The sequence below is a fragment of the Euryarchaeota archaeon genome, assembly GCA_016207515.1.
Classification (GTDB): domain Archaea; phylum Thermoplasmatota; class SW-10-69-26; order JACQPN01; family JACQPN01; genus JACQPN01.
The window spans coordinates 171,565-194,272 of sequence record JACQPN010000021.1 but is presented as its reverse complement, the minus strand read 5'-3'; the positions used below and the strand labels follow the sequence as shown (position 1 = coordinate 194,272).

At 62.4% G+C, this 22,708-nt stretch carries 24 protein-coding genes; 9 read left to right on the top strand and 15 right to left on the bottom strand.

All coding sequences use genetic code 11. The features are described from left to right. Nucleotides 1-141 precede the first annotated feature (141 nt). Together HY556_09420 and HY556_09415 are read right to left on the bottom strand one after the other, a co-directional pair. Complete coding sequence (locus tag HY556_09420) at nt 142-387, bottom strand: hypothetical protein (GenBank protein ID MBI4393997.1); 246 nt, start codon at nt 385-387, stop codon at nt 142-144. A gap of 30 nt (nt 388-417) precedes the next feature. Next, nucleotides 418-1,287, bottom strand: coding sequence for an amidohydrolase (locus HY556_09415; GenBank protein MBI4393996.1), 870 nt, complete (start codon nt 1,285-1,287; stop codon nt 418-420). 364 nt (nt 1,288-1,651) lie between these two features. Here HY556_09415 and HY556_09410 point away from each other — a divergent pair, with 364 nt between their 5' ends. The 7 genes from HY556_09410 (at nt 1,652) to HY556_09380 (ending at nt 6,991) form a co-directional block, all read left to right on the top strand. After that, nucleotides 1,652-2,164 (top strand): hypothetical protein, encoded by a 513-nt coding sequence (locus HY556_09410; protein MBI4393995.1) that lies wholly within the window; start codon nt 1,652-1,654, stop codon nt 2,162-2,164. Beyond that, a complete protein-coding gene (locus HY556_09405) occupies nt 2,164-3,717 on the top strand; it encodes an FAD-dependent thymidylate synthase (protein MBI4393994.1) in 1,554 nt (517 codons plus the stop codon). Before HY556_09410 ends, HY556_09405 begins: the two co-directional genes overlap by 1 nt. 111 nt (nt 3,718-3,828) lie before the next feature. After that, entirely contained in the window at nt 3,829-4,179 is a 351-nt protein-coding gene (locus HY556_09400) for a type II toxin-antitoxin system death-on-curing family toxin (protein MBI4393993.1), read from the top strand. A gap of 37 nt (nt 4,180-4,216) precedes the next feature. Further along, on the top strand, nt 4,217-4,369 hold the full coding sequence (locus tag HY556_09395; GenBank protein ID MBI4393992.1) for a hypothetical protein: 153 nt from the start codon (nt 4,217-4,219) through the stop codon (nt 4,367-4,369). Nucleotides 4,370-4,732: 363 nt separating this feature from the next. Then, complete coding sequence (locus HY556_09390; GenBank protein MBI4393991.1) at nt 4,733-5,074, top strand: ferredoxin family protein; 342 nt, start codon at nt 4,733-4,735, stop codon at nt 5,072-5,074. A 58-nt stretch (nt 5,075-5,132) separates the two neighbouring features. Further along, nucleotides 5,133-5,738 carry a hypothetical protein gene (locus HY556_09385; protein MBI4393990.1) on the top strand — a complete coding sequence of 202 codons (606 nt, stop codon included), beginning with the start codon at nt 5,133-5,135 and terminating at the stop codon, nt 5,736-5,738. 146 nt (nt 5,739-5,884) lie between these two features. Beyond that, nucleotides 5,885-6,991 (top strand): PQQ-dependent sugar dehydrogenase, encoded by a 1,107-nt coding sequence (locus HY556_09380; protein ID MBI4393989.1) that lies wholly within the window; start codon nt 5,885-5,887, stop codon nt 6,989-6,991. A gap of 141 nt (nt 6,992-7,132) precedes the next feature. On the opposite strand, the gene trxB is transcribed toward HY556_09380, so the two are convergent. The 3 genes from trxB to HY556_09365 all read right to left on the bottom strand — a co-directional run bounded on the left by trxB (nt 7,133) and on the right by HY556_09365 (nt 9,540). Then, nucleotides 7,133-8,062 carry a thioredoxin-disulfide reductase gene (trxB, locus tag HY556_09375; GenBank protein ID MBI4393988.1) on the bottom strand — a complete coding sequence of 310 codons (930 nt, stop codon included), beginning with the start codon at nt 8,060-8,062 and terminating at the stop codon, nt 7,133-7,135. A 95-nt stretch (nt 8,063-8,157) separates the two neighbouring features. Beyond that, a complete protein-coding gene (locus HY556_09370; protein MBI4393987.1) occupies nt 8,158-8,700 on the bottom strand; it encodes a cob(I)yrinic acid a,c-diamide adenosyltransferase in 543 nt (180 codons plus the stop codon). Continuing rightward, on the bottom strand, nt 8,701-9,540 hold the full coding sequence (locus tag HY556_09365) for a cobalamin-binding protein (protein ID MBI4393986.1): 840 nt from the start codon (nt 9,538-9,540) through the stop codon (nt 8,701-8,703). A gap of 183 nt (nt 9,541-9,723) precedes the next feature. On the opposite strand from HY556_09365, the gene HY556_09360 reads away from it, so the two are divergent. Next, a complete protein-coding gene (locus tag HY556_09360; protein MBI4393985.1) occupies nt 9,724-10,140 on the top strand; it encodes a hypothetical protein in 417 nt (138 codons plus the stop codon). 23 nt (nt 10,141-10,163) lie between these two features. Here HY556_09360 and HY556_09355 read toward each other — a convergent pair whose 3' ends face one another. The 9 genes from HY556_09355 to HY556_09315 form a co-directional block, all read right to left on the bottom strand. Beyond that, nucleotides 10,164-11,672 (bottom strand): exo-alpha-sialidase, encoded by a 1,509-nt coding sequence (locus HY556_09355; protein ID MBI4393984.1) that lies wholly within the window; start codon nt 11,670-11,672, stop codon nt 10,164-10,166. A 96-nt stretch (nt 11,673-11,768) separates the two neighbouring features. Further along, entirely contained in the window at nt 11,769-12,749 is a 981-nt protein-coding gene (locus HY556_09350) for a hypothetical protein (GenBank protein MBI4393983.1), read from the bottom strand. A gap of 139 nt (nt 12,750-12,888) precedes the next feature. Beyond that, a complete protein-coding gene (locus HY556_09345) occupies nt 12,889-13,866 on the bottom strand; it encodes a hypothetical protein (GenBank protein MBI4393982.1) in 978 nt (325 codons plus the stop codon). A 93-nt stretch (nt 13,867-13,959) separates the two neighbouring features. Further along, nucleotides 13,960-14,745, bottom strand: a complete 786-nt coding sequence (locus HY556_09340; GenBank protein ID MBI4393981.1) for an enoyl-CoA hydratase/isomerase family protein — start codon at nt 14,743-14,745, stop codon at nt 13,960-13,962. A gap of 6 nt (nt 14,746-14,751) precedes the next feature. Continuing rightward, the gene (locus HY556_09335; protein ID MBI4393980.1) at nt 14,752-16,251 is read right to left on the bottom strand and encodes an aldehyde dehydrogenase; all 1,500 of its coding nucleotides are present in this window, start codon (nt 16,249-16,251) and stop codon (nt 14,752-14,754) included. 71 nt (nt 16,252-16,322) lie between these two features. Next, a complete protein-coding gene (gene moeB / locus HY556_09330) occupies nt 16,323-17,804 on the bottom strand; it encodes a molybdopterin-synthase adenylyltransferase MoeB (GenBank protein MBI4393979.1) in 1,482 nt (493 codons plus the stop codon). After that, complete coding sequence (locus HY556_09325; GenBank protein MBI4393978.1) at nt 17,805-18,224, bottom strand: M67 family metallopeptidase; 420 nt, start codon at nt 18,222-18,224, stop codon at nt 17,805-17,807. It lies immediately after the preceding gene. A gap of 31 nt (nt 18,225-18,255) precedes the next feature. Continuing rightward, nucleotides 18,256-19,194: a cysteine synthase family protein gene (locus HY556_09320; protein ID MBI4393977.1), complete on the bottom strand. Its 939-nt coding sequence runs from the start codon at nt 19,192-19,194 to the stop codon at nt 18,256-18,258. A 93-nt stretch (nt 19,195-19,287) separates the two neighbouring features. After that, nucleotides 19,288-19,503: a hypothetical protein gene (locus tag HY556_09315; protein MBI4393976.1), complete on the bottom strand. Its 216-nt coding sequence runs from the start codon at nt 19,501-19,503 to the stop codon at nt 19,288-19,290. 131 nt (nt 19,504-19,634) lie between these two features. On the opposite strand from HY556_09315, the gene HY556_09310 reads away from it, so the two are divergent. Further along, entirely contained in the window at nt 19,635-20,672 is a 1,038-nt protein-coding gene (locus HY556_09310) for a methyltransferase (protein MBI4393975.1), read from the top strand. Nucleotides 20,673-21,049: 377 nt separating this feature from the next. On the opposite strand, the gene HY556_09305 is transcribed toward HY556_09310, so the two are convergent. After that, nucleotides 21,050-21,238, bottom strand: a complete 189-nt coding sequence (locus HY556_09305; GenBank protein ID MBI4393974.1) for a hypothetical protein — start codon at nt 21,236-21,238, stop codon at nt 21,050-21,052. Nucleotides 21,239-22,708: the final 1,470 nt, after the last annotated feature.

The following is a 22,708-nucleotide window of genomic DNA, read 5'->3' as shown; positions in this document are numbered from 1 at the left end:
GTCGCGCCAACACGTTGGGATCATCGAACACGGGCTTCACCAGGACCACCGGTCGGGGGTCAGGGTCGACGGGTTTTAGCCCGTTTGCCCGGGTCGTTTTTGGAGTTACAAAAGGGGCCGGTTTAGGAAGTTACAGCACACCTAACCCTTCGTAGCCCATACGAGCGAGCGGAATGCGATGAGGAGCGCCCCAGCCGACCCGGCGAGTAGCGCCGCCGCTTGAGGCCGGTCGATTTCGGCGAAACCGCCCATCGCGGCGAACATGAGGCCGGCGCCTACGGTTGCGAACACCAGGAACATGAGAAACGCCATGCGCTCGATGCCGCGCGCGACCTGGCGCACACCCTCGATGGGGACACCCTCGTACCGGAAGACCATGTCTGACATCCCGATCCCAGCAAGGACTTCTCCCGCGCATTATATAGAACTTTCGAGATTAAACAAGCGGGCCGCGTTTTCGTACAGAACCGCCCTTTGCGTCTTCTCGTCGAACTTCAGGTCCTTGAAGGCATCGACGTTTCCCTTGATGGATTTCGCGCCCGGCCCGGGCCAGTCGCTTCCGAACATCGCCCGGCTCGCGATCTCCGTGAAGCGAGGGAAGTATTCGAGAAGCGACTTGGGAGGGATGCTGCTGATGTCAAGGTGGACGTTCTCGTGGCGGCGCAGGATGAAGAACGCCTTGTCCATGTACAGCGGGCGGCCGCCGTGCGCCATCACGATCTTCAATTGTGGATAATCGAGTGCCACGTCGTCGATCGCCATCGGGTCGCCGAAGCGGTTGCGAGCCCCCGGGAAGACGCTCGTTCCCGTGTGGATGATCACCGGCATCCCCAGTTCCTGCGCCTCTGAATAGATTTCCCTGAGGCTACGCCACCCCCCATCCACATAGGCGTTCGCCGCGTAGAGTTGGTGGGGAGGGTGTATCTTCAGGGCCCGGACCCCTTTCGCATGAAGGGCCTTCACGTGGTCGGCCGCGCGCTTCTCGTGCCGGGCGTCCACACCGCCGACCGCAAGGATCCTGGTCGGGTTGCGTCTTGCGAATTCGGCGACGTAATCGTTCACTTGGTCCGTGAACCCCATGACCTCGTGGGCCGGGTAGTTTATGACGGCGGCCGCATCCACGCCCTGCTCGTCGAGGTATTTGAGAAAGAGACGGGAATCAGCGATCATCGCCTCAATCTTCTCGACGTCGTCGCGTTCCTTGGTCATGCGTTCCCGAACCCCCGGCCGGAGCATCCTCCACGGGGTCATGTGCACATGGACGTCGATAACGCCGAAGCGAGGCACGTGACTGGGAACGGGCCCGGAAGATTAAGGCTGCTGCTTGACCCGCCCCGCCGCCGGAGGATGGCGCCATCGGTGATCCCATGCCTCGCATCGGGGCCCGCGGTGCAAAACACGACACCTCGGCCACCGCGCGACGCTTGGCACGGGAAGGCCGGGGCCCGTCACGCGTTTGGACGGATCGGGACGCGTCGGGGCGCCCTGGGGCCGCACGTTCGGACGAATTAGGACGCGTTGGGGCGCTTCGGGGCAGCGCGTCATGGCGTCGCCTGGCGCCCTCTGTCCCTTCCCGCATCCGCCCGGATTCCACCGGCTCCTAGCCGATTGAGTTTATGCCACTTGTGGCATATCCTGCGCGCGGGCCTCGATGGAGCTACTCGGGAACAGGGAGATCACCGATTTCCTCAGCATGGGCAAGATCGGGATCAAGGACTTCTCGGCCGCGAACCTGGACCTCATCTCGTACATGCCGACGTTCATTCCGATCGAAAAACGGCAGGGGCCGCGCAAACTGGAGCCTGGAAAGGTGCTTCGCCTGGCTTCTCGCGAAAAGTTCACCCTGAACCCCGAAGTAGTCGGGATGCTCCAACCCACGGCCGAAAGCGCAAGGAACGCGCTTCTCGTCCTCCACGGCGGAATCGTCCATCCGCTCTTTGCCGGCCAGTTGGAGATCGCGATCTCCAACGTCGGACCGAAAACATTCGAGTGGACGCGGGAGATCCGGGCCGCGCGCATACTCTTCTTCGACGTCCCCTATTCGGCCAAACGCTTCAACAAGGACGAGGCAGGGGCGAAGGCGCGCTACGACAGCATCATGAAACGGGCGAAGGGCCTCGAAATGGAGATCACGGCCGCGGGAGCCACCTTGGGGTACGATTGATGGCCGTCTCCCTGGACTCGCCGGGTGTTCTAACCGCGCCACCTCGCGTCGCCCTCATCGCCTTCACGGAGCGCCCCTACGACCTCGCGATCGCGTCGGCTCGCACGTGTTACTCGCCCGGGCTCCGTTTCACGGAGGAGGTCACGGAAGGCCAGCGGGAACGGATCGGCGAATCCATCTACGAAGCCGGCCACCACACGCCTTTCCAGCATCCCACGTTCGTTTTCGGTCTTGAGAACGTGAGCCGCCAGTTCGTCTGGTCGTTTCTCCACAGCCACCCGTTCTACAACTCCGAACAGTCGAGTCAACGGTACAATCTACTGAAGGAGGCCCGCGTCTACGTGCCGCCGCTATCAGGGGAGAACGCCCGCATCTACGAGGAGGCGGTGTCGAGCGCATGGACCGCTTACAACCGCATCAACGAACTGTTGCAGGACGACAACTACCGGCTGATGGCGGCCCTCGGGAAACGCAAGGGCCAGGATGAGAAGGCGATCCGCCGCGATGCGTCGAAGAAGGCGATGGAGATGGGCCGGTACGTGCTTCCCGTCGCAGCGTTCACATCGATGTACCACACGATCAGCGGAATCGAACTGAAAAGGTACGCCCGGATGGCAAATACCGGGGACTGCCCCACCGAATCCGCGCACGTGGTCTCGATGATGCTGGCGGAGGTGCGGAAGATCGACCCCGATTTCATAGACCGCGTGGGCGAAGGACCTATTCCGTTCGAACAGCTGCCGGAGACGCAAGCGGTGGGCGCCGCGTCGGGCTTCGCGGCCCGTTTCGACGCGTCGCTTGATGGCCTATGCTCGAGACTTGTGGCACACACGCCAGGCGGCGAGGAACTCGTGGCCGAGGCCGCGCGGGAGGTGATCGGCGCCGGGCCTTCGACGCTCTCCGACGAGGAGATGCTCGACACACTCGTGAACCCGGCGAGAAACGCCTACATGCTCGACACGTTGAACGTCTGGACCCATTCGCCCTTCTTGAGGGCCCTGAACCACGTGCAGCTCACGTACAGAAAGAGGATCAGCCATGCCGCCGACAGCCAGGACCAGCGACACCGGACCGTGCCTGCGAGCAGGCCGCTACTCACGCGAACGCACACTCGCGCCCCGGATTACATCACACCGGGAGTCATCGCCGACAACCCGCGCGCGTTGAGCGTCTACCGGGAGACGATGGACGCACTTTGGACGGCGAAGAACACGCTCATCGAGAACGGCGCTCCGGCCGAGGCGGCGTGTTACCTGCTCCCGAACGCGACGCCTATCCGCTTCACCGAATCCGGCTCCCTCTTGAACCTCATGCACAAGTGGCGAATGCGCACGTGCTTCCTGGCGCAAGAAGAGATCTATCAGGCCTCGATGGAGGAGTTGGCGCAGGCCAGGCGCGTGTATCCGCGCGTCACCAAGCACATCGGCCCGCCGTGCTTCTTCCGCGACGGGCTTGTCGAGGACAAGGAACTCGAAGGCCCATGCCCCGAGGGCGACCGGTGGTGCGGCGTCGATGTGTGGAAGAATTTCCCGAATGTGAAGAGGCCGTTCTAAGGAGACGGGATGCCAAGGAGAGTGACACTTTCGGCGACCCCTTGGTGGGAATCGAGATGAAGCGTTGCGCCAAACCGGTCGGTCGTGTGGTTTCCGTCGAGAGCACAGGTGGTGCAGATTCATGAGGAAACGATCGCGCTCGCCGGTGGCGCACGCGGAATCCTTATGCCGGGCGCGGTTGACGCGGCCCTCGATAGGGTTGCGTGGGGTCCATTTCCGGAAAGCGGGGACCTTTTCGAGCGTGCGGCCTTGCTCCTGCGGGGCCTGGTGCTTGACCACCCGTTCGTCGATGGCAACAAGCGGACAGCGTTCTTCGTTACGGCTGTCTTCCTTGAGAAAAACGGTTACGGCGTGCGCGGCCGCGTTGTCGTGCTGAAGGAATTCATGCTTTCAGTGGCGCGAGGCGACGTAGACGTTGCGGCGATAACCGGTTGGATCCGAGAAAACTCCGTGAAGCTATAAATAGCCTGGAAGGTGAATGTGGATGCGAAGCGATACCGTGCCAACAAAGACGAAGGAGAAGGCGAAGAACCTGCGGAACGCAAAAACGCGAAAAACGGCGACGGATCCGTTTGACCCCGAGACGCGAAGCGTCGTCGACCGGGTCATGAAACGCCACGAGAAGCTTTCGCGCGAACTCGCAAAGTATTGAACCGCAGCGCATGCGAAAAGCCGGCCGGCGAATACACACCATACTTTTCCAGGTGGCCGGCGCGCCACGCGATTCCGCGCCTCACGAAACATCTTGGCCTCCCGTGCTTCTTCCGCGACGGGCCTGTGGAGAACAAGAGACTCGAAGGCCCATGCCCCGAGGGCGACCGGTGGTGCGGCGTCGATGTGTGGAAGAATTTCCCGAATGTGAAGCGGCCGTTCTGAGCCGTGGATGCCTCTCCAAGCGCTCGACATCCTGCTGGGTCGGACGGTGTGCGGAGAGCAAGACGGTGGGTCGGCCGGACCCCCTACTGCTCGGACGTAACGCTTATAAATGGTCCTTCCCTCACTAGTCGCGGTAAGCATGGGAATCGACCCGGAATTCATGCACAAACGCCCTTCCGTGGAGAAGCACCACACGCACGAAGTGTTCGGCCCCTTGGAAGCACCCGCTAGACTCGGCATCCACGGCCGCATCGTCGGCGTCGACTTCGACATCTGCACGGGCGACGGCGCGTGTATCGACACGTGCCCGGTGAACGTCTTCGAATGGTACGAAACGCCCGGTTGCGCGTCACCGAACGACTCCGGTCAACCAATCGTCAAGGCTGCGAAGGCCGACCCCATCCGCGAGCCCGACTGCATCAACTGTCTCGCCTGCGAATCGGTCTGCCCGGTGCAGGCTATCAAGATCACGATGACGTGATCCGTCGATCGAAGGCCGCGGTTTTTTCGCCCTGTTCGCGTCCAATGGAGCGCTAGCCTTGAAGCATTACAAAGCCCTCCGGGCGCCCACGAGACTCGACCGGGAGGTCCAAGAGTTCGCGGGCATATTGGACTTGGTCGGGGCCGATTACGCGGTCTCCGGCGCATACGTCGCGTCCCTTTTCGGCGCCGCCGCCCCGCGGCGCACGGATTTCGTCGTCGGACGCCTCAAGCGTGGCGATTTCCACCTTCTTTGGAAGAAACTGTCCGTCGAGCACGACGCGAAGGACGCTCCGACGGAGGAATCGGGCTACGATGAGATCCTGATGACCGGTGGGACGTTGACGTTCACACGGCGCGACGCCGAGAAGACGGAATTCGGCGTCGAGTTCGACCACAGTCTAGTCCTACGCCTCACACTTCGCGACCACGACACCGTCGAACGCGACGGACTGCCTCCGTTACGTGTGGCACCCCTGGAACTGCAGATCGCGCTCGACGTGTCGGTGGGCGGGCCGACGCGGGAGAAGGCGGCAAGGTCGCTCTACGCGGCGACACGGCGCGAGATAGACCTGTCCTTGCTGCGCCGGCACCTCGACAGGCTGGGCGTGTCACAGAAATCGTTTGTGGAAGTGGTCGGGGAAGACGAGGGAACGACGGCTTGAGAACGTCGCACCCGGTCCAAAAGTTTCACATGTGAGAGGGACATTGGATTGCATGCGGCCCGGACCGCGTCTTGTCGTCGGTTCGATCCTTTTCCTTACCGTGGTCGCCGGATGCTTTGCCCCCGGCGAACAATCCCGCGGACCCGGTGTCCCCACCGAGACCATTGACGGCCCCCCCCGTCGAGGGTGTGGGACTCGTCGAGATCGCCGCAGGGCTCGTCCAACCGGTGCTGGTGACGCATGCCGGCGACGGCTCCGGGCGTCTCTTCGTAGTCGAGCAACAGGGGGTCGTGCGGATCTTGGAGACCGGCCGCCTGCGGGAAGCCCCGTTCCTCGACATCACCGCCCTCGTGGAGGCCGGCGGGGAGCAAGGCCTTCTTGGACTCGCCTTTCCGCCGGATTACGCCAGAAGCGGACGTTTCTACGTAAGCTACACCGCGAAGGAGGGTAACGGGGACTCGAAACTTGTGCGGTACAAGGTGAGTGCCACTGACCCCGACGTGGCGGACGCGGAGAGCGGCGAGATGCTCTTGACCGTGGATCAGCCCTACGCGAACCACAATGGGGGAAACATCGTCTTCGGTCCCGACGGGTACTTGTACTTCGGGCTCGGCGACGGCGGCTCCGGGGGCGACCCGCACGGGAACGGCCAAAGCCTCGGGACACTCCTTGGTAAACTGCTGCGCATCGACGTCTCGGGCGATGGCGGTTACAAGATCCCTCCCGCGAACCCCTTCGTCTCGGACCTTGCGGCAAAGCACGAGATCTGGTCGTACGGCCTGCGAAACCCATGGCGTTTCACGTTCGACCGTGCAAATGGCGACCTCTATATCGGCGACGTCGGGCAGAACGCGTGGGAGGAGATCGATTTCCAACCCGCGTCGAGCAAGGGCGGCGAGAACTACGGCTGGAACCAGTACGAGGGAAACCACCAATACAAGATCGGCCTCCCGACGGCAACGGTCTTTCCTGTAGCGGAGTACGCGCATGGCGGCTCCGAGTGCTCCGTGACGGCGGGCCACGTCTACCGGGGAAAGACGGCGACACCGCTCGTCGGCGTCTTCCTTTTCGCCGATTACTGCTCGGGGACGATCTGGACGTTGAAGCGAAACGCCACCGTCTGGGAGCAAGCCGAGCTCATGGACACCGACCACAACATCTCGTCGTTCGGCGAGGACGAGGCGGGCGAGGTCTACGTCGTCGACCACGGCGGAGCCATCTACCGGTTCGCGCCCGGGGCGGCGTCCTCGTAGCCCCCGCATGCCGTCACCGGAAGTCTTGGGAACCGCGGATACCGGGAATCGACCTTCGAAAGGCGGCAGAAGACGAAGCGACTCCGTGGAGTCTCGATCGAACGGCGGTTCGAGCAGGTCCAGCAAAGGCCGCTTGACGCTTCAGCCGTGGTGACCGTTTGCCTCAAGCCACCTTTCCGCATCAATCGCCGCTTTACAGCCCTCGCCGGCCGCCGTGACCGCTTGCCGGTAACGATGGTCATCGACGTCCCCGGCGGAGAAGACGCCGTCGACGTTCGTCAGGGTGTGCTTCTTCACGACGATGTAACCCTTGTCGTCCATCTCGATCTGGCCCTTGAACACGTCCGTGTTCGGCGTGTGCCCGATGGCGACGAACAGGGCCGAGCTTGGGACGTCGGTCTTCTTGCCGGTCTTCACGTTCTTCACGCGGACCGCCTCCACCTTGTCCTTCCCCACGACCTCCTCGACGACGGAGTCGAGCACCCACGCGATCTTCTTGTTCGCCTGCGCCCGTTCGAGCATGATCTTCGACGCCCGGAACTCCTGGCGCCGGTGGACGACCGTGACCTTGCTGCAGATCCTTGAAAGGAAGTTCGCCTCCTCCATCGCAGTGTCGCCGCCCCCGACGACGACGACCTCCTTGTTCTTGAAGAAGAAACCATCGCACGTAGCGCACGAGGAGACGCCGTGACCGCGGAGCTTCGTCTCGCTCTCGATGCCAAGCCATATCGCAGATGCACCAGTCGCTATGATCACCGACTTGGATTGGATCTCCTTGTCACCGAGCCACAACTTGAAAGGCCTCTTCGAGAAGTCGACTTTTGTGATGTCTTCGTCGACGAACTCGGCTCCGAACCGCGCCGCCTGCTTTCGGAACTTGTCCATCATCTCAGGCCCGAGTATCCCTTCAGGAAAACCCGGATAGTTCTCCACGTCGGTAGTGAGCATGAGCTGGCCACCGGCGGTCGAGCCGCAGGCGACAAGTGGTTCAAGGTTTGCTCTGCCTGCGTATATGGCCGCCGTGAGGCCGGCGGGGCCGGAGCCGATGATGACGAGATTGCGTGTGGTCAACTGCTTACCTCGGTGGACTCCTGATTGAGGGCAATACCTATTAAGAATTGGCTATGCCGAGAGTAATCAAGAGGAAACGTTTCATCTGGAGAATCTCAGGGTTTCTCGTGCTCCATCTCCACATCGGCGACCTTCGCGTCCAGGTTCGCGCGCCTGGCGAGCAGGAAGAGGTAGTCCGACAGTCGGTTCAAATAGACCAACGCGTGCTCGTTCACTGGTTCGCGTTCGAAAAGTGCCCACGCGAGCCTTTCCGCGCGTCTCGACACGGTCCTCGCGTGGTGTAGCGCTGCGGCGATGCGCGTCCCACCGGGCAGGATGAACCTCTTCAACTGCGGGAGCGCTGCCTCGATGCGGTCGTTTTCCGAGTCGAGGCGAAGGACGTGGCGCTCCTCGATGCGGATCATCTTGTGATCTTGCGGCGTCGATAGGTCTGCGCCTAGGATGAAGAGTTCCCTTTGTAATTGCCGCAATTCAACGAGAAGGCGTCCCTCCGCCTCGCAGGCGGCCACCCCGATCGCGGCGTTCAGTTCATCGACAGTGCCGTAGGTCTCGATCCGTAGGTCGGTCTTTCTCACGCGTGCGCCGGTGGCAAGCCCTGTCTCGCCCTTGTCGCCGCTCCCGGTGGATATCTTCGACAGTCAGTTTCCCCCGATACCGATCGGTTCCAGTGGGGTCTTCTGCGTGTCGCCTGGCGGCGTCTTGCCGGCCAAGATGGATTGTAAGAGCTCCAGTCCTTGGACGATGCGGGGTCCTGGTCGCCCGTAGAGTCCCTCGTCCATGAGGTAGATGCGTCCCTCGCGCACTGCCTTGAGGTCTTGCCAGCCTGGCCGGTTCTTGACCTTGTCTATCGCCATCTGGCTTTGGAGCGCGCCGCACCAGCAGAGCATTATGTAATCCGGGTCGCGTTCGAGCACACGCTTTTCCTCGACCGGACGGCTCTCGTGGTCGATGTCCTTGAACATGTTGACGGCGCCGGCGCTTTCGAGCATCCCGGTCATCCAGCTCTTGGCGCCGGGGACGATCAGGGGGCGCGGCCACCACTCCCAGTAGACGTTCGGCCTCGCGCCCAGTCTCGCATTGGCGGCCTCGACTCGAGCGAATCGGGATCTCATGTCGGCGACGAGGGCTACGGCGCGCTCCTCGACTCCCGTCGCGCGCCCCACTTCCAAGACGTCTCGGTAGACGCCATCGACGCTCGTGGGAGCGAGGGTGATGTGCGGGAGCCCCGTTGCCTTCACGTTGTCAACGACTTTTTCCATCCCGGGGACGGAAAGCGAGGCCACAACAAGGTCGGGTTTGAGCGCCTTCACGCGTTCAATATCCACCTGGAGGTCGCGGCCCACTTTCGCTATGTTACGGACTTCGGGAGGGAAATCGGAATCGTCGTCGACGCCTACGACTCTTGGGAGAAGCCCCAGGGCCCACAGTATCTCCGTGTTGCTCGGCGTCAACGAGACGAGTCGCTGTGGGGGCGCCATTCAGAAGGGGTTATGGTCGCTTCACGATGAAAACGCTTTTCCCGGCCCGCGGCGGCAAACGAGGGTTTTGGGCGTCGCGAGACGAGGCTCGGAATAGGCCCTCAGACCCGCAACGCGGGCCGCACCCGAAAGTATTGGCCACCCGAGGCAACGAAATTAACCGAAGAAGGACGATGCTTCCCCGTGTTCAACGAACTCGAGGAGAACCTCCGGATCCCCGTCGCCGCCCACTACGCGCGACTCGGCTGGAAAGTCGCCCACGAGGTGGAGATCAACGGGCGCTACGCCGACCTCGTCTTTGGGCGCGCCGCGACCATTCTCGCGGTCGAACTCAAACTCACGGATTGGCGCGAAGCGCTCGCACAAGCATCCCACTACCAGACGGCGGCGCACGAATCCTATGTCGCGATGCCGCTTGAGAACACGTTCGCACCGATGAGGCAGAGGGGAAAGTGGGAGCGGGCAGGAGTCGGCCTGTTGGGCGTCGACATGGAAGGCGGCGTCAGAGTGGTGAAGCCGTCGAGGGCGAGCGAGAGGAGGTTGCCGTTCTTGACCGAACACCTACTTGAAAAACACTTCAAGCTCGACCAAAAGCGATGATCCCACGGGGATCGCCCGCGGCCTCACCCTTGCGTCGGAACGTACCCGTCCACGACGAACCTGGGGCCACCGGTCTGCCTCACGTACCCCACGTGGCTGATCACGTCCGTCGCCTTCGTGTGCGTGTCGGCGTACGCGACGTGGAGGAAGCCTTCCCGGTCGATGGTCGTTTCGAAGAAGTCGCCGAGACGCCGGTCGCTGTTCGGGTCGCCTTGGACGCTTGACACTTGGCACGCGGTGCCGCTTTGGCAGATGGGCCCCACGTGGTGGCCCTTCTTGACCACATAAGCCGTCGGGATCGCAGGACTCGTCGCGCTCAACGCGGCGACTGTGACGACGCTCCACTCCCGGTCGATGCTGCCGCTTGCACTCGGGTCGGCGGTGGGTGTTGCGTAAAGTGTGACGGCCACTCGGCCGGTGGAACCCGCGCTGATCCATGGCCAGACCATTCTGACAGTTTCGGAGCCGAGCGCTGCCTTCACGGAGCCCGTGATGTTGCGGATCCAGGGCCAGCTCAGGCCCTTGTCGGGGGTCCCGGCGATGAAGAGCGACGTCTCGTTTACTTCCCAGGCGACCCAAACGTTCCCGGACGAGTCAAGACCCGGTTCCGCGATGCCGCCACCTCGTAGGACCCCCGTGGATTCATCCTCCGGGACGAGGCGCCGCTGCCACGAGAAGCCACCGTCCTCGCTCACGGCTATCCCGGAGCCGCAGGCGGCGATGAGCGTGCCATCGGACGCGGAAATCAGGTCCGAGCAGGATGGCGGGATGTTCCCGAGCCGCTCCCACATGAGCCCATCGGTCGAACGTTGGATATGGTGGTCCACGAAGTAATTCGCGGTGAAGTAGACGTACGGGCCGAAGCTCGCAAGCCATTGACGGTCGTTCGGGCCGCCGGCGGCTATCGGGTTCCCTTCCGTCCACGTCGCCCCGTTGTCCTTGCTCCAGGACACCGACGACATCGCGAGTCCTTCGAGGTCCGTGTGGAAGATGACGCCGTCAGCGCGGACCGTGAACTCCGGGTCCGAGACACCGGGCGCAGTACCGCGCGGCCCCATCCCGTCGGTGCCGGGAAGGCCGATGTGCGTCCAGCTCCTTCCCCCATCGGTCGACCGCCAAAGGTATGACTGCGCGCTTGCCGGCTCAACGAGTTCGGTGCCGGCATGCGTTTGGTCCGAGGATGGATGATAATGCGTCCAACCGGGGTGCGAACTGATCACGAAGGAGCCGTCGTGCGCTTGGGCGATGACTGGTTCGCCTCCGGCGCGTAGGTCGTCGATGAGGATAGGCGCGGAGAAAACGAGGTCCGAGGTCGTGTTGGAAGCCACAGGCGGCTGCGAAAGGGTCACCGCCTTCGGCGGGACTTGCGTGTTCTGCGACTGCTGTTGGTTCGAAGGCGATTGCCCGGATGCCTCGTCCGCGCCGGCTTGCGTGTTGTCACCGCCTATCCCGGCATCACCGGGGCTACGCGGGGCGGGCGTGACGCAACCGGCCAGAAGAATGAACACTACGAGGGTCGCCCCAATCCGCATCGGTCGTCAGTTATCCGGACAGTACTAATGCTTTGTGGTAGGCGATAACCTGAATGCGAAGCCGAGGAGGACCCAGAACTGCCTTTGCGGGGACCCCTATCCAGAATAGGTGTGCGAAAACTCGAACACCGGGTCCACATCAATCACGAAGAGACGCGTTTGCGCATTCGGATCATCCTGGATCGCGCGACCTTCCGCCCACCGTTCCAACGCGACTTCCACTGTTGTGGCCCCCCGCACGGCGGCTTGCGCGAAGAAGGCTGCCCCACTGTCGACCGTGGCGCGGACGATGTCACCGTTAAGATTGTACCTCACCACGTACGCGGGATCGTCGTCCGACCATTCCCACGCCGCGAAGCTCACAATAGCACCATTGCGAGCGCCAATCCGCGCCACCGCCTCGCCCGCGCGTCCAATGATCGGGGACTGGTCTAGCCATGCCCCGCGGCCGTTCCGCCGCGCCTCCTCGACCAAGTCCATATCGTAGACGCCCCCGGCACCCGTCGTAGTCTCAACCCTGATCGGCGAACCTCTCGCTTCCCATTCCAAGGTCAACAAGTTGCCAGGCTGAAAATCGGTGGAGGCGATGATCACGGACAGGGGCACGTTCGTGTCCAATTCGATTGGGTACGGGGATCCACCAAAGGTGTTCGTGGCAGGCCCGCGAGAGTACGGACATGCGCAGAGTTCTGCGTGAACCCCTAGGCGACTGTGGTGTGCGCCGAACAGGGAGAACCCGGAACTGCTTCCACCATGGGATTCAAGAAGGCCATCGCGGGTCCCGCGGCCGATCAACAAACGCTCCGTCTCGCGAAGTTCAGTACCGCCGCCGACTTGCCATGTCCCCTTGTATGTGATAGAGGTCGGGCCATCCGGGATCAGTTGAATCTTCACCCAGCCCGGTCCATCGGGGAAATCCGTGAACGCAAGTCCGCCTGAAGAGGACGGACCGGTGCCCGCGGGCATCGCGGAAGGCGCCATCGGCGCCGCGCCAGCGACAAGCGACGCGAGGCCGGCGGCCACCATGGGCAGGACGAGCGAGATAGCCAAGGCCCCGACCGTTGTCCGCGCCCTCATGCAAACTGGACGGGCCGGCGCGATACTTAAGACTATTGGCCACGAAACATTGGTGTAGAGTCTAGGGCCACCGTGGTGTTGTGGTACCGGCCACACGATTGCGAAGCTGACCCGAACAATGCACTTGAGCGGACGGTCCTCAATACGTCCATTGCCAGTAGAATTCAGGGGGATCCAGTATGTCTGCAACGACAACGTATGCCTCCAGGGGTTCACCCTCAAACGGTTCGTTGCCCGGATTCCACCCTTCAATCGTCACCGTCAGCGTCAACGGTCCATTCCTGCCAAAGTCGGCAAAGAAGAATCCAAAGCCACCGGACGCGACCCCTTCGCCCAATGAGGTCGCACCGCTAACCCGGACGGTTATGGGGTCGGCTTGTCGGTTGACGACGTTGATGGAGGCAAAAGCGCCATCCGTCACGTCCACCGTCGCGACAGGTTCGCCATACTCGCCGACCGCGTTCCAGCCCAAGACTGCAACGTTTGTGCCCCTACGTCGCGCCTCCTGGACCATATCCATGACCACTACGCCGCCCGTGCGCACCACAGGCCCTTCCATGGAAGCCGTGTCATTGGCCTGCCAGTCGACGGCAAAGTACGAGCCGGTCCCAAAAGCCGTCGAAGAGAAAATCACCATCACTTCTTGGCCGGGTGCCAAGATGAAAGATTTTTGTGTCGTCTCGCCGGACGCCGAACCGCCACAGAAGCCGCAGTCGAACGCCACGGCCCTCAAATCGGGCTCAACGTGGATGTCATAGTCGGCTGCATGGGCTTCGGCTTCCCAAGGTACGTAGTCTACCACCCCCGTGGAGTACCGCACATACGGGCCGATGATATCCAAGCGGTCGGTCATGTAATTCCCGCCGACGCGCCCACCGTGCCATTGAACCTCCATGGTCAGGAGAACGTGCTCCTGTGCCACCAATGCGACCTTGGCCGTTCCGCCCTCATACGGGAGATGCGTCAAGTTGAAGGCGCCGCTGGTGGGTATCGCTACGTGTGGATCATCGTCGCCGCTGGTCGCGAAGCTTGGCGAAATCGCAAAGCCTTGGGTGACGATGAGCGTAACAGCCAATCCGGTTGCGACGTTCCACGAAGATCTGGGGATCGCGAACAATCCTGCTCCCGCTCCATCCCAGGGGTCTACAATCACTTAGACTTTTCGCGCCTCTCCCCCCTTACGCTATATGAGGCACGGGTCCACGAAGTGTTAGGCGCCTGAAAACTTCGGCGGCCTCTTTTCGACGAAGGCTCGGACTCCGTCCACGAAGTCCTTCCTCCCCGCGCTCTCGGCGTTGAATCCCCGCTCGGCCTTTAGTTGTGCCTCAAGCGTGTTCTCGAGACTCATGTCGAGGAGTTGGCGCGCCCGTAGAAGGGTGAGGGGCGAAAGGCGGGCCAGTGCCGCCGCAGTGTCGCGCGCGGTCGACATGAGCGCAGTGTGGTTCACGACCTTGGCGAAGAGCCCGATGCGGTGCCCTTCCTCCGCGTCGACGGGCTCGTTCAGGAGGAACATCGCCTCAGCACGCTTGAGACCGACGATGCGTGGAAGAAACCACGTGGTGCCGGAATCAGGCGCAAGGCCCACGTTGAGAAACGCCGGCGTCACCTTCGCGTTCTCTGACGCGACGATCACGTCGCACGCGAGCGCGATCCCCACACCTCCTCCCGCAGCGACCCCGTTCAACGCGCATACCGTCGGCTTCTCCATGCCTCTCATGGCCAATATCGCCGGATGGAGTTCCCCCGTGAGCGCCTTGACAGCGGCCACCGGATCCTTGTCCATCTTTTCGGCGAATTCGGAAACGTCCGCTCCGGCACAGAATGCTTTCCCTTCTCCGGTGATGATCAATGCGCGCACCGCCGCATCGGCCGCGACGCGCTCAATCTCCCTTCGGAACTGCCTGGCGCCGTTCTCGTTGAGTGCGTTGAACCTATCGGGCCGCGTGAACGTGAGTTCACCGATGCCGTCTTGCAGTTCGAAGCGCAGCGCGACCATTGTCCCCTACTTCGCCTTCTTGGGCGGGGCGATGTTGACGCTCACGTTCTTCACCCGCGTGTAGGAGGCCACGGCGGCGAGGCCCTGTTCGTAGCCTATGCCGCTGTCCTTGTAGCCGCCGAAGGGCGTCTGCGGGAACGTTATCGGGTACTCGTTTATGCTCACCATGCCGGCCTTGATGCGCGCCGCCGCCGTATGCGCCGTCACTAGGGAATTCGTCCAAACACCCGAGAAGAGCCCGAAGTCGGTATGGTTGGCGATCCTCATCGCATCGTCGAAGTCCTTGAACTTGAACACCGTGAGAACGGGGCCGAAGATCTCCTCGCGCGCGATCGTCGCGTCGAGGGCGACGCCGTCGAAGATCGTCGGCTTCACGAAATTGCCTTTCGCGAGCTCGCCCTCTGCCGCGCGCTCCCCGCCCGTGACGAGCGTAGCCCCCTCCTTCTTGCCCGTCTCGACGTACTTCATGACGCGCTCCATCTGGGAGCGCGATGCGACGGGCCCCATCTCCGTCTTGTCGTCGCTGCCATTTCCCACCTTGAGGGCGCTCGCCATCCTCGAGACCTCTGAGAGCAGGGTCTCGTGGATTGATCCGTGGACCAATAGCCTCGATCCCGCCCAGCACATCTGGCCGGCGTTGCTGAATATGCCTGTGACGACACCTCGCGAGGCGGCCTTGACGTCCGCGTCGGCGAAGACGATGTTCGGGCTTTTCCCTCCGAGTTCGAGGGTCACCGGTGTCACGTTCGGCGCAGCGTATTTCATGATCTCGCGGCCCGTGTCGGCCGATCCGGTGAAGGCTACCGCATCGACGCGCGGGTCCGACGCGAGCGCCTTGCCAAGTACCGAACCGCTTCCAGTGACCACTTGCAGGACGCCGGCCGGAAGCCCCGCCTTCTCGGCGACCTCGCCGAGTTTGAGGGCCGTTACCGGCGTTATGGACGCGGGTTTCAGGATGACCGTATTCCCGGCGGCGAGCGCGGGAGCGACACTCCTGCAAGCAAGAAGCAACGGGTAGTTCCAGGGGGCGATGTGGACCGTCACGCCGAGGGGCTCGCGTAGCGTATAATTGAGGCGGGCGCCGGGCACGGGGATCGTGGTCCCTTCGATCTTGTCGGCAAGACCCGCATAGTAGTCGAAAGTGCGGGCGACGTAGTTCATGTCCCCCTTCGCCTCCTTGATGGTCTTCCCGTTGTTCTGCGTCTCAAGAAGGGCAAGGGCGTCCCGTTGTTCTCGGATGATCGAGGCGATCTTGGAGAGGATCGAGCCGCGGCGCGACGGGTCCATGTCCCGCCATTCAGGCGTATCGACAGCGGCAGCGGCGACGGCGATGGCGTTCTTCGCCTCCACGGGGCCGGCCTCGGGGACGCTCGCGATGGTCGTGTTCGTCGCGGGGTTCAGCACATCCGTTCTCTTGCCGGATTCCGCTTCAACCCATTTTCCCCCGAGGTACATCTTGTATGATTCGGCCACTGTATCGCCGAGACCCGAAGGCGGGAGCGCCATAAGGGTTTTTCCAGTGACGTGGGAGGGAGATGCCGCTTTTCATCTCCGGCTTTCGAAGTCGCACGCCGGCCTCAATACCTCGGCACCGTCGGATCCACCTGTTTCGACCACGCGTCGATGCCGCCGGCAAGGTTCTTGATCTTCTTGAACCCGAGTGTCTTCAGGAAATTCACCGCCTGCGCGCTACGTATCCCGTGATGGCAGTGGACGACGATCTCGTCCGCGGTCGAAAGCTCGTTTGCCCGTCGCGGGAGTTCTGGAAGCGGGATGAGCTTCGAGCCGGAGAGTCGGCAGATCTCGAATTCCTCGGGATTCCTCACATCCAAGATGAAGACCGCTTTCTTCGCGTCGAGCATCGACTTCAGTTCGCCGACGGTAATCATGTTGCCCGCATCCACCGCTTCGCCTCCCGTTTCTTCGCCCCGCACACCACAGAACTCGTCGTAGTCGATGAGGTTTTTCACGGTCGAGCGCGGCCCGCAGACCTTGCACTCGGGGTTCTTTCGAAGTTTCAGTTCCCGAAAACGCATGTCCAACGCGTCGAACAAGAGCAGCCGGCCGATTAGGGGTTCGCCTGAACCGAGGATGAGTTTGATGACCTCGATCGCCTGTATGACTCCGACGACTCCCGGAAGGACGCCAAGGACACCCCCCTCGGCACAGGACGGGACGAGGCCCGGCGGCGGAGGCTCCGGGTAGAGGCAGCGGTAACAGGGTCCCTTCTCTGCCCAGAACACGGAGGCTTGCCCTTCGAAGCGGAAGATGCTCGCATACGCGTTCGGTTTCCCGAGGAGCACGCACGCATCGTTCACGAGGTAGCGTGTCGGGAAATTGTCGGTGCCGTCCGCGATGACGTCGTAGTCGCGCAGGATCGATAATGCGTTCTCCGACGTCAAGCGCTCTCTGTGGACGTCCACCTCGATATTGGGATTCAACACCAGCAGGCGCGCCTTTGCGGTTTCCGCCTTGGATTTCCCGACATCTGCGGTAGTGAAAAGCACCTGCCGTTGGAGGTTGCTTTCGTCGACGACGTCGAAGTCAACGATGCCGATGCGCCCGACACCCGCCGCGGCAAGGTATAGGGCCGCAGGCGAGCCGAGCCCACCGGCTCCCACGATCAGCACCGACGCGGCCTTCAACCGTCGCTGTCCCTCGAGACCGACCTCCGGCATGATTAGATGACGGCTGTAACGACGGATCTCGTCGTTCGAAAGACGCGTCGTTTCGACCTTGTCGCCATCCACGGGACTCCGTTGGGCCCGGTCGGCCCCGGCACCATTTCCTCCCGCCACAGATGGGACGATCATTATCGTATCGCCCTCCTTCACGAGTGTCTCGTCCTTCGCGATGTGTCGAACGTCCTCGTCGTTCAGGTAGACGTTCACGAAATTTCGCAGGGTTCCGTCTTCCGCGTACAGGTGACGTCTCAATTCCCGGTACTTGGTCGTGAGCGCGTCAAGCGCTTCCCCGACGGTCTTCGCTTCGATGACGACCTGCGCCTGCTTATCGGCGTACTGTCGAAGCGGCGTCGGGATGACTATCGTCACTGCCATCTATTCAACCTTGATGGGCTCTTCATTGAATACTTTTCTGTCGCTCGAAAGCCGCCACGCAGTCGTCTCCGATCCCACGCCGCCGGCGACTCGCGTGATCATGAAGGTGTACCATGGCCACGCGTGGTCCCGATCGTAACTGCTGGGCCTGGCGGGATGATCTGGATGGCTGTGGTAGAAGCCGATCAATTGGAGACCTCTCGCCTCCGCGTCCTTGTCGGCCTTGGCGAGTTTCAACGGATCGATCGTGTACCGGTTGTTGCGAGGGCCCGGGAAGACGTTATCCATCGCGAGCGTCTCCTTCACCATGCGCGGTTCGCCGTCGACGCCTACGAGCAGGCCGCAGCACTCTTCCGGGAACGCGTCTTCGCCCGCGTGCCGGATGGCCGCGGCAAGCGTCGCCGGGATGACGATCGTCAATTGTCTTGCCTCCGGCCCTTTCGCCCGCCGCTCAATCCGTGTCCTCCCAATATGCGTCCCGCATGTACTTCGTCGCGCTGTCGGGGAAGATCGTGACGACGACGCCCTCCGTAAGCCGGTGAGCCAGCCGGAGGCTCGCGACGTAGGCGGCGCCGCTTGACGTGCCGACGAGGAGGCCGTGTTTTTTCGCAAGTTCTTTGACGGCCAGCTGCGCGTCGTCGGTCGAGACAGCGAGCCGTTCGTCGGCCAGCTTCGCATCGTAGATCTTTGGGACCGACGCGGTCTCCATGTGTTTCAGCCCTTCGAGTCCGTGCAAGGGCGAATCGGGTTCCACCGAGGACGCACGAACGTCGCCCCGAAGTTCGCGGAGTCGCCGCGTCGTTCCCACAAACGTGCCGGTGGTCCCGAGTCCCGCGACAAAATGCGTGATTCGCCCGTTCGTCTGGGCCCAGATCTCCGGCGCGGTGGTATCGTAATGCGCCCTCCAATTCGCATCGTTCGAGTACTGGTCCGGATAGAAGTACCGCCCCGCGCCGTCCGACACGAGGCCCCTGGCCTCCTCCTGGGCCCCATCGGTGCCCGACATCGGGTCGGTGAGCACGAGTTCCGCCCCGTAGGCGCGAAGCAACCTTTTGCGTTCCTCGCCCGCGTTCGAGGGGATGCAAAGCATGACCTTGAAACCGAGCTCGGCGCCAAGGGCGGCGTACGAGATGCCCGTGTTTCCGGACGTCGCGTCGATCAACGTCCTTTGCCTGGTGAGGAGGCCGCGCCGGATGCCGTCCACTACCATCGCGGCGGCGGCGCGGTCCTTGACGGAACCGGTGGGGTTGCACCACTCCGCCTTAGCGAACAAGTCTACGCCGGCGGGGATGCTAGCTGGCGCCAGGCGGATCAATGGGGTGTTGCCGACCAACCTCAAGAGGTTCGACCCGTGGGTCCTGGCGAGTAGGCCCTTGTCGACGTCCTCCACGGGTCCTCGTGCGTCTAGCACCGGGGATGAGAGTCGAGGGACCTACATTATGGTCGTGGAAGACGGATGGCGTGATCGGCGGCTTTCTGGGGCTCAATAGTGGCAAGTGCTGATCCAGACTATGCCGCTCGTCCACGTGTCGGGATCGTTCTGGTCGAATTGGTCCAAATACTCGCGATACCAAACTGCGAATTCCTGCTTCCCCTGGAAATCACAGCCCGTGTGCACCAGATGCGCGGAGCCTACGGGCGCGAGAACGACGACGGACGCGGCCACGACGACGGCCACCCACAGGATTCGTGATTTCATAGTGTTCGGCCCCGGTTCTCCCGCGGGCAAGCTTCAACGTTTTGGTCGGATCGTTGACGCGGGTCGGTAGTCCTCGCCCCGGGCGACGGCGACGGGATATCCTTTTTGCCAAGGGCTGCCTCTCGAATCACATGCCAAGGAGCGCCGGTTCCCCTGCCCGCATCATGCAGATGGCGAGGGGGTTCTGGGAGACCAAGGCGCTCGCCTCCGCCGTAGAACTCGGGCTTTTCTCCCGCTTCGACGGGCGGTCGTTCACATCCCGCGAGGCGGCACAGGCCCTTGCCTGTTCGTCTCGCGGCATGGATGCGCTCCTCGCATCTCTCACTGCTCTTGGCCTCCTTAGGGCGTCAGGCCGGCGTTCGTTCAGGCTCGCACCGGACACATCGCGCTTTCTCGTCGAAGGAAAACCCGGCTACGTCGGCGATTACGTGCTCCTCTGCGGCAACCGCATGTATTCGAGTTGGAGCGACCTCACTAGACGGATCCGCGAGGGCCGGCCGGCGGGCGTCGAGGCCGGCGCTGACGTCTTTCGATCGATGGACACGGACGGGGTGCGCCGGTTCACGCTGGGGATGCATGGCATGTCCCAAGACAGCGCCAGGCACGTCTTCTCGAAGGTCAGCCTCGCAGGAAGGGTGCGCCTCATCGATGTCGGCGGCGGCTCGGGCGCCTTCATACACGCGGCACTCCGGAAATGGAAGGGACTCTCGGGGACCGTCTTCGACCGAAAAACTGTCCTCGAGGTCGCGCGCTCGATCGCCCGGGGGACCGACCTCGAAGCGCGCATGGCCTTCGCGGAAGGCGACTTGTTCGACGGCCCGTATGCCGCGGGTGACGCCATGGTGCTCTCAAAGATCCTCCACGATTGGTCGCCGGGGAAGGACGCGATCATCTTGAGGAACTGCTTTGAAGCGCTATCCGCGGGAGGGATCCTCATCATCGCGGAGTGGTTTCTCGACGACGACCGCCGGGGGCCGAAAGACGCAGCGCTTGGAAGCCTCAACATGCTAGCGGAGGCGGAGGGCGCCAACTACGCGTGGAGCGAGTACGAGGAGTGGGCGCGCCGAGCCGGATTCGTGAAGACGCGTCGGGTCCGATTGCCGCGCGGGGGAGCGATAAACGGCGTGCTCATTTTGCTCAAGGAAAGTCAAAGCGATCCATCCGCCTAGTTTGACCAGATGGCAAGTGGTCTAGAAATGGCACGGAAAGTTTCATACGGTCGCATTTGCAATACGAGCCGTGAATCGGCTCCAGGCTATGTCAATAATAAGCGGCACGGCGGGCCTCGGTGTAATCCTGCAGATTGCGGCCACAGAGTATGGAAGCGCAACGTCCCTCGCTTTATGAGCTATGATGTTCCTTGCTGCGTTGTTTGCCCTTCTTTACACGCCATTGGATTCCATGAGGAAAAGATGACCGAGGTCATCATGAGGGCACACCGGCTATGTAAATCGGAGATTCCGCCAACGCCATGGCCTTAGCCGCGCTCAGCGGATTGACGTCAAAGGGCGCGACCGAAACCACCCTCGTCCGGAAGCAATCTGGGTCAGCCTCCTGTTACTAGCCAGAGACATCCCACCAGTAGGAGCCCCGGCGCGCCTGCCGCTACTCCTCCGTTGTTCGCTTGGCCGCTCGCCCCGCTGCTCCCGTATGGATTCCCGGCCCCGCCGGCGCCTCCCGCACCCTGTTGCGCCAAGTTCATCGCGCTTCCGCCGTTCCCACCTGATGTTCCCAAGCATGAATCGCCGCCGCGTCCGCCGGTAGCCTTCCCCGAAAAGGCGTCGCCTCCTTGGCCGCCATTGCCACCTCGAGTGCAATACCCCAGAAGAAACGCGAAGTGTGAGTTCCCCCCGCGCCCTCCTTGACCGCCGTAGATGTTCTCGGTCGCCGTTCCACCATCGCCCCCGCGACCCCCGAGGCTGTGACCGCCACGGCCCCCTGTGGCCGGGGGTGGGAAAAGCGATTCTCCGGTAAAACCGTCCCTCGGCGGAGGAGTTGAACATCCCGCCCCTTGGTCATCCCCCTGGCGACCTGTCGCGCCTCGCAGGATGATGCATGCCGAGCCACCTTTTCCACCATTGCCTAGGAGCACGTTTTGTCCCGGGTTACCGGTAACTTGGTAACAATCAGCGACGGAGGCGGGGCTGCTGACGCCCGAGTTCGTCGCGCTCGCAGGACCCACGACCTCTACTGCGTTTGGTTGCAGAACGCCGTTCAAGAAAACGCCTCCGCCATCCCCGCCGGCACCTCCAACCACGGCAAATCCAACGTTCGCTGTAGAGCTTTCTGAAATTATTATGGAGTTTCCCCCATCACCGCCCGCGCCAGGTAACACCGTGCCGGAGATTGTGCTTTGGGCCGCGATCACCCTCACGCTGCCACCTTGTCCGCCGCTTCCACCATGAGCGGCCACAAGGGTGCCCACGCCATTACCGCCGGCACCGCCCGACCCGCCTCTAATCTGGGCACCAGACGAAATTGTCAACAACGTCGCCGAAATCCAAACGGGACCGCCCGGCTCGCCGTCCAACCCGATGGGGCCCGAGTTCAAACCCCGGGCGCCATTGTAACCGAGGATTTCTCCCGCCCCCTCCATGACCAACTCATTGGCCACGATTTCAATTGGGCCAGGAAGCGAACGGAAAACGGTACCCCGAATTACGACCGTATTTGCAACGATCGGTTCAATCACATCGTGGGTTCCGACCTCATACGCCGTCGTCTGCCAGTGGGTTAGGAAATAACAGTTCTCGTTTGGATCGACATACACGTTGGGATAGTTCAGAGAATACTCAACACAATCAGTCGGATGCCACCAATCCGGGACGGCCGACGCCGAGCTCGAAAACATAATCATCGCAACCATGGAAGCCAAAAGTGTTGGACTAATTCGTTGCCGCATAATCTAGTACCCCATGACCCCGAAGTCCGACGACGCAAACAAGTGTTGCCTGGCGCGAGCCATGGAGGATTTTTAGCGCAACTGGGAAAAGCGGCCTTCTGATTTCTGATTGAGTGCCCATCGCGTGGCACCGGGAAAAGACCCAACAACGGGGAGAGAACCGGGGAGGATTTGAGTGGGCGCGAGTCTCAGCGCCTCTCCGCAGCGGGCCCCGCGGCGGTGTCCCGTCCGTACGTGGTTTAGTGGTGACGGCGACCACCGAGTTCGCGACATCGCGAATGTAGGCGACGAATCGCATATCAT

Excerpts from the sequence above, each read along its gene's own strand:
- HY556_09420 (MBI4393997.1), bottom strand. The coding sequence starts at position 387 with ATGTCAGACATGGTCTTCCGGTACGAGGGTGTCCCCATCGAGGGTGTG.
- HY556_09410 (MBI4393995.1), top strand. The coding sequence starts at position 1,652 with ATGGAGCTACTCGGGAACAGGGAGATCACCGATTTCCTCAGCATGGGC.
- HY556_09405 (MBI4393994.1), top strand. The coding sequence starts at position 2,164 with ATGGCCGTCTCCCTGGACTCGCCGGGTGTTCTAACCGCGCCACCTCGC.
- HY556_09390 (MBI4393991.1), top strand. The coding sequence starts at position 4,733 with ATGGGAATCGACCCGGAATTCATGCACAAACGCCCTTCCGTGGAGAAG.
- HY556_09365 (MBI4393986.1), bottom strand. The coding sequence starts at position 9,540 with ATGGCGCCCCCACAGCGACTCGTCTCGTTGACGCCGAGCAACACGGAG.
- HY556_09355 (MBI4393984.1), bottom strand. The coding sequence starts at position 11,672 with ATGCGGATTGGGGCGACCCTCGTAGTGTTCATTCTTCTGGCCGGTTGC.
- HY556_09350 (MBI4393983.1), bottom strand. The coding sequence starts at position 12,749 with ATGAGGGCGCGGACAACGGTCGGGGCCTTGGCTATCTCGCTCGTCCTG.
- HY556_09340 (MBI4393981.1), bottom strand. The coding sequence starts at position 14,745 with ATGGTCGCGCTGCGCTTCGAACTGCAAGACGGCATCGGTGAACTCACG.
- HY556_09335 (MBI4393980.1), bottom strand. The coding sequence starts at position 16,251 with ATGGCGCTCCCGCCTTCGGGTCTCGGCGATACAGTGGCCGAATCATAC.
- moeB (MBI4393979.1), bottom strand. The coding sequence starts at position 17,804 with ATGGCAGTGACGATAGTCATCCCGACGCCGCTTCGACAGTACGCCGAT.
- HY556_09315 (MBI4393976.1), bottom strand. The coding sequence starts at position 19,503 with ATGAAATCACGAATCCTGTGGGTGGCCGTCGTCGTGGCCGCGTCCGTC.
- HY556_09310 (MBI4393975.1), top strand. The coding sequence starts at position 19,635 with ATGCCAAGGAGCGCCGGTTCCCCTGCCCGCATCATGCAGATGGCGAGG.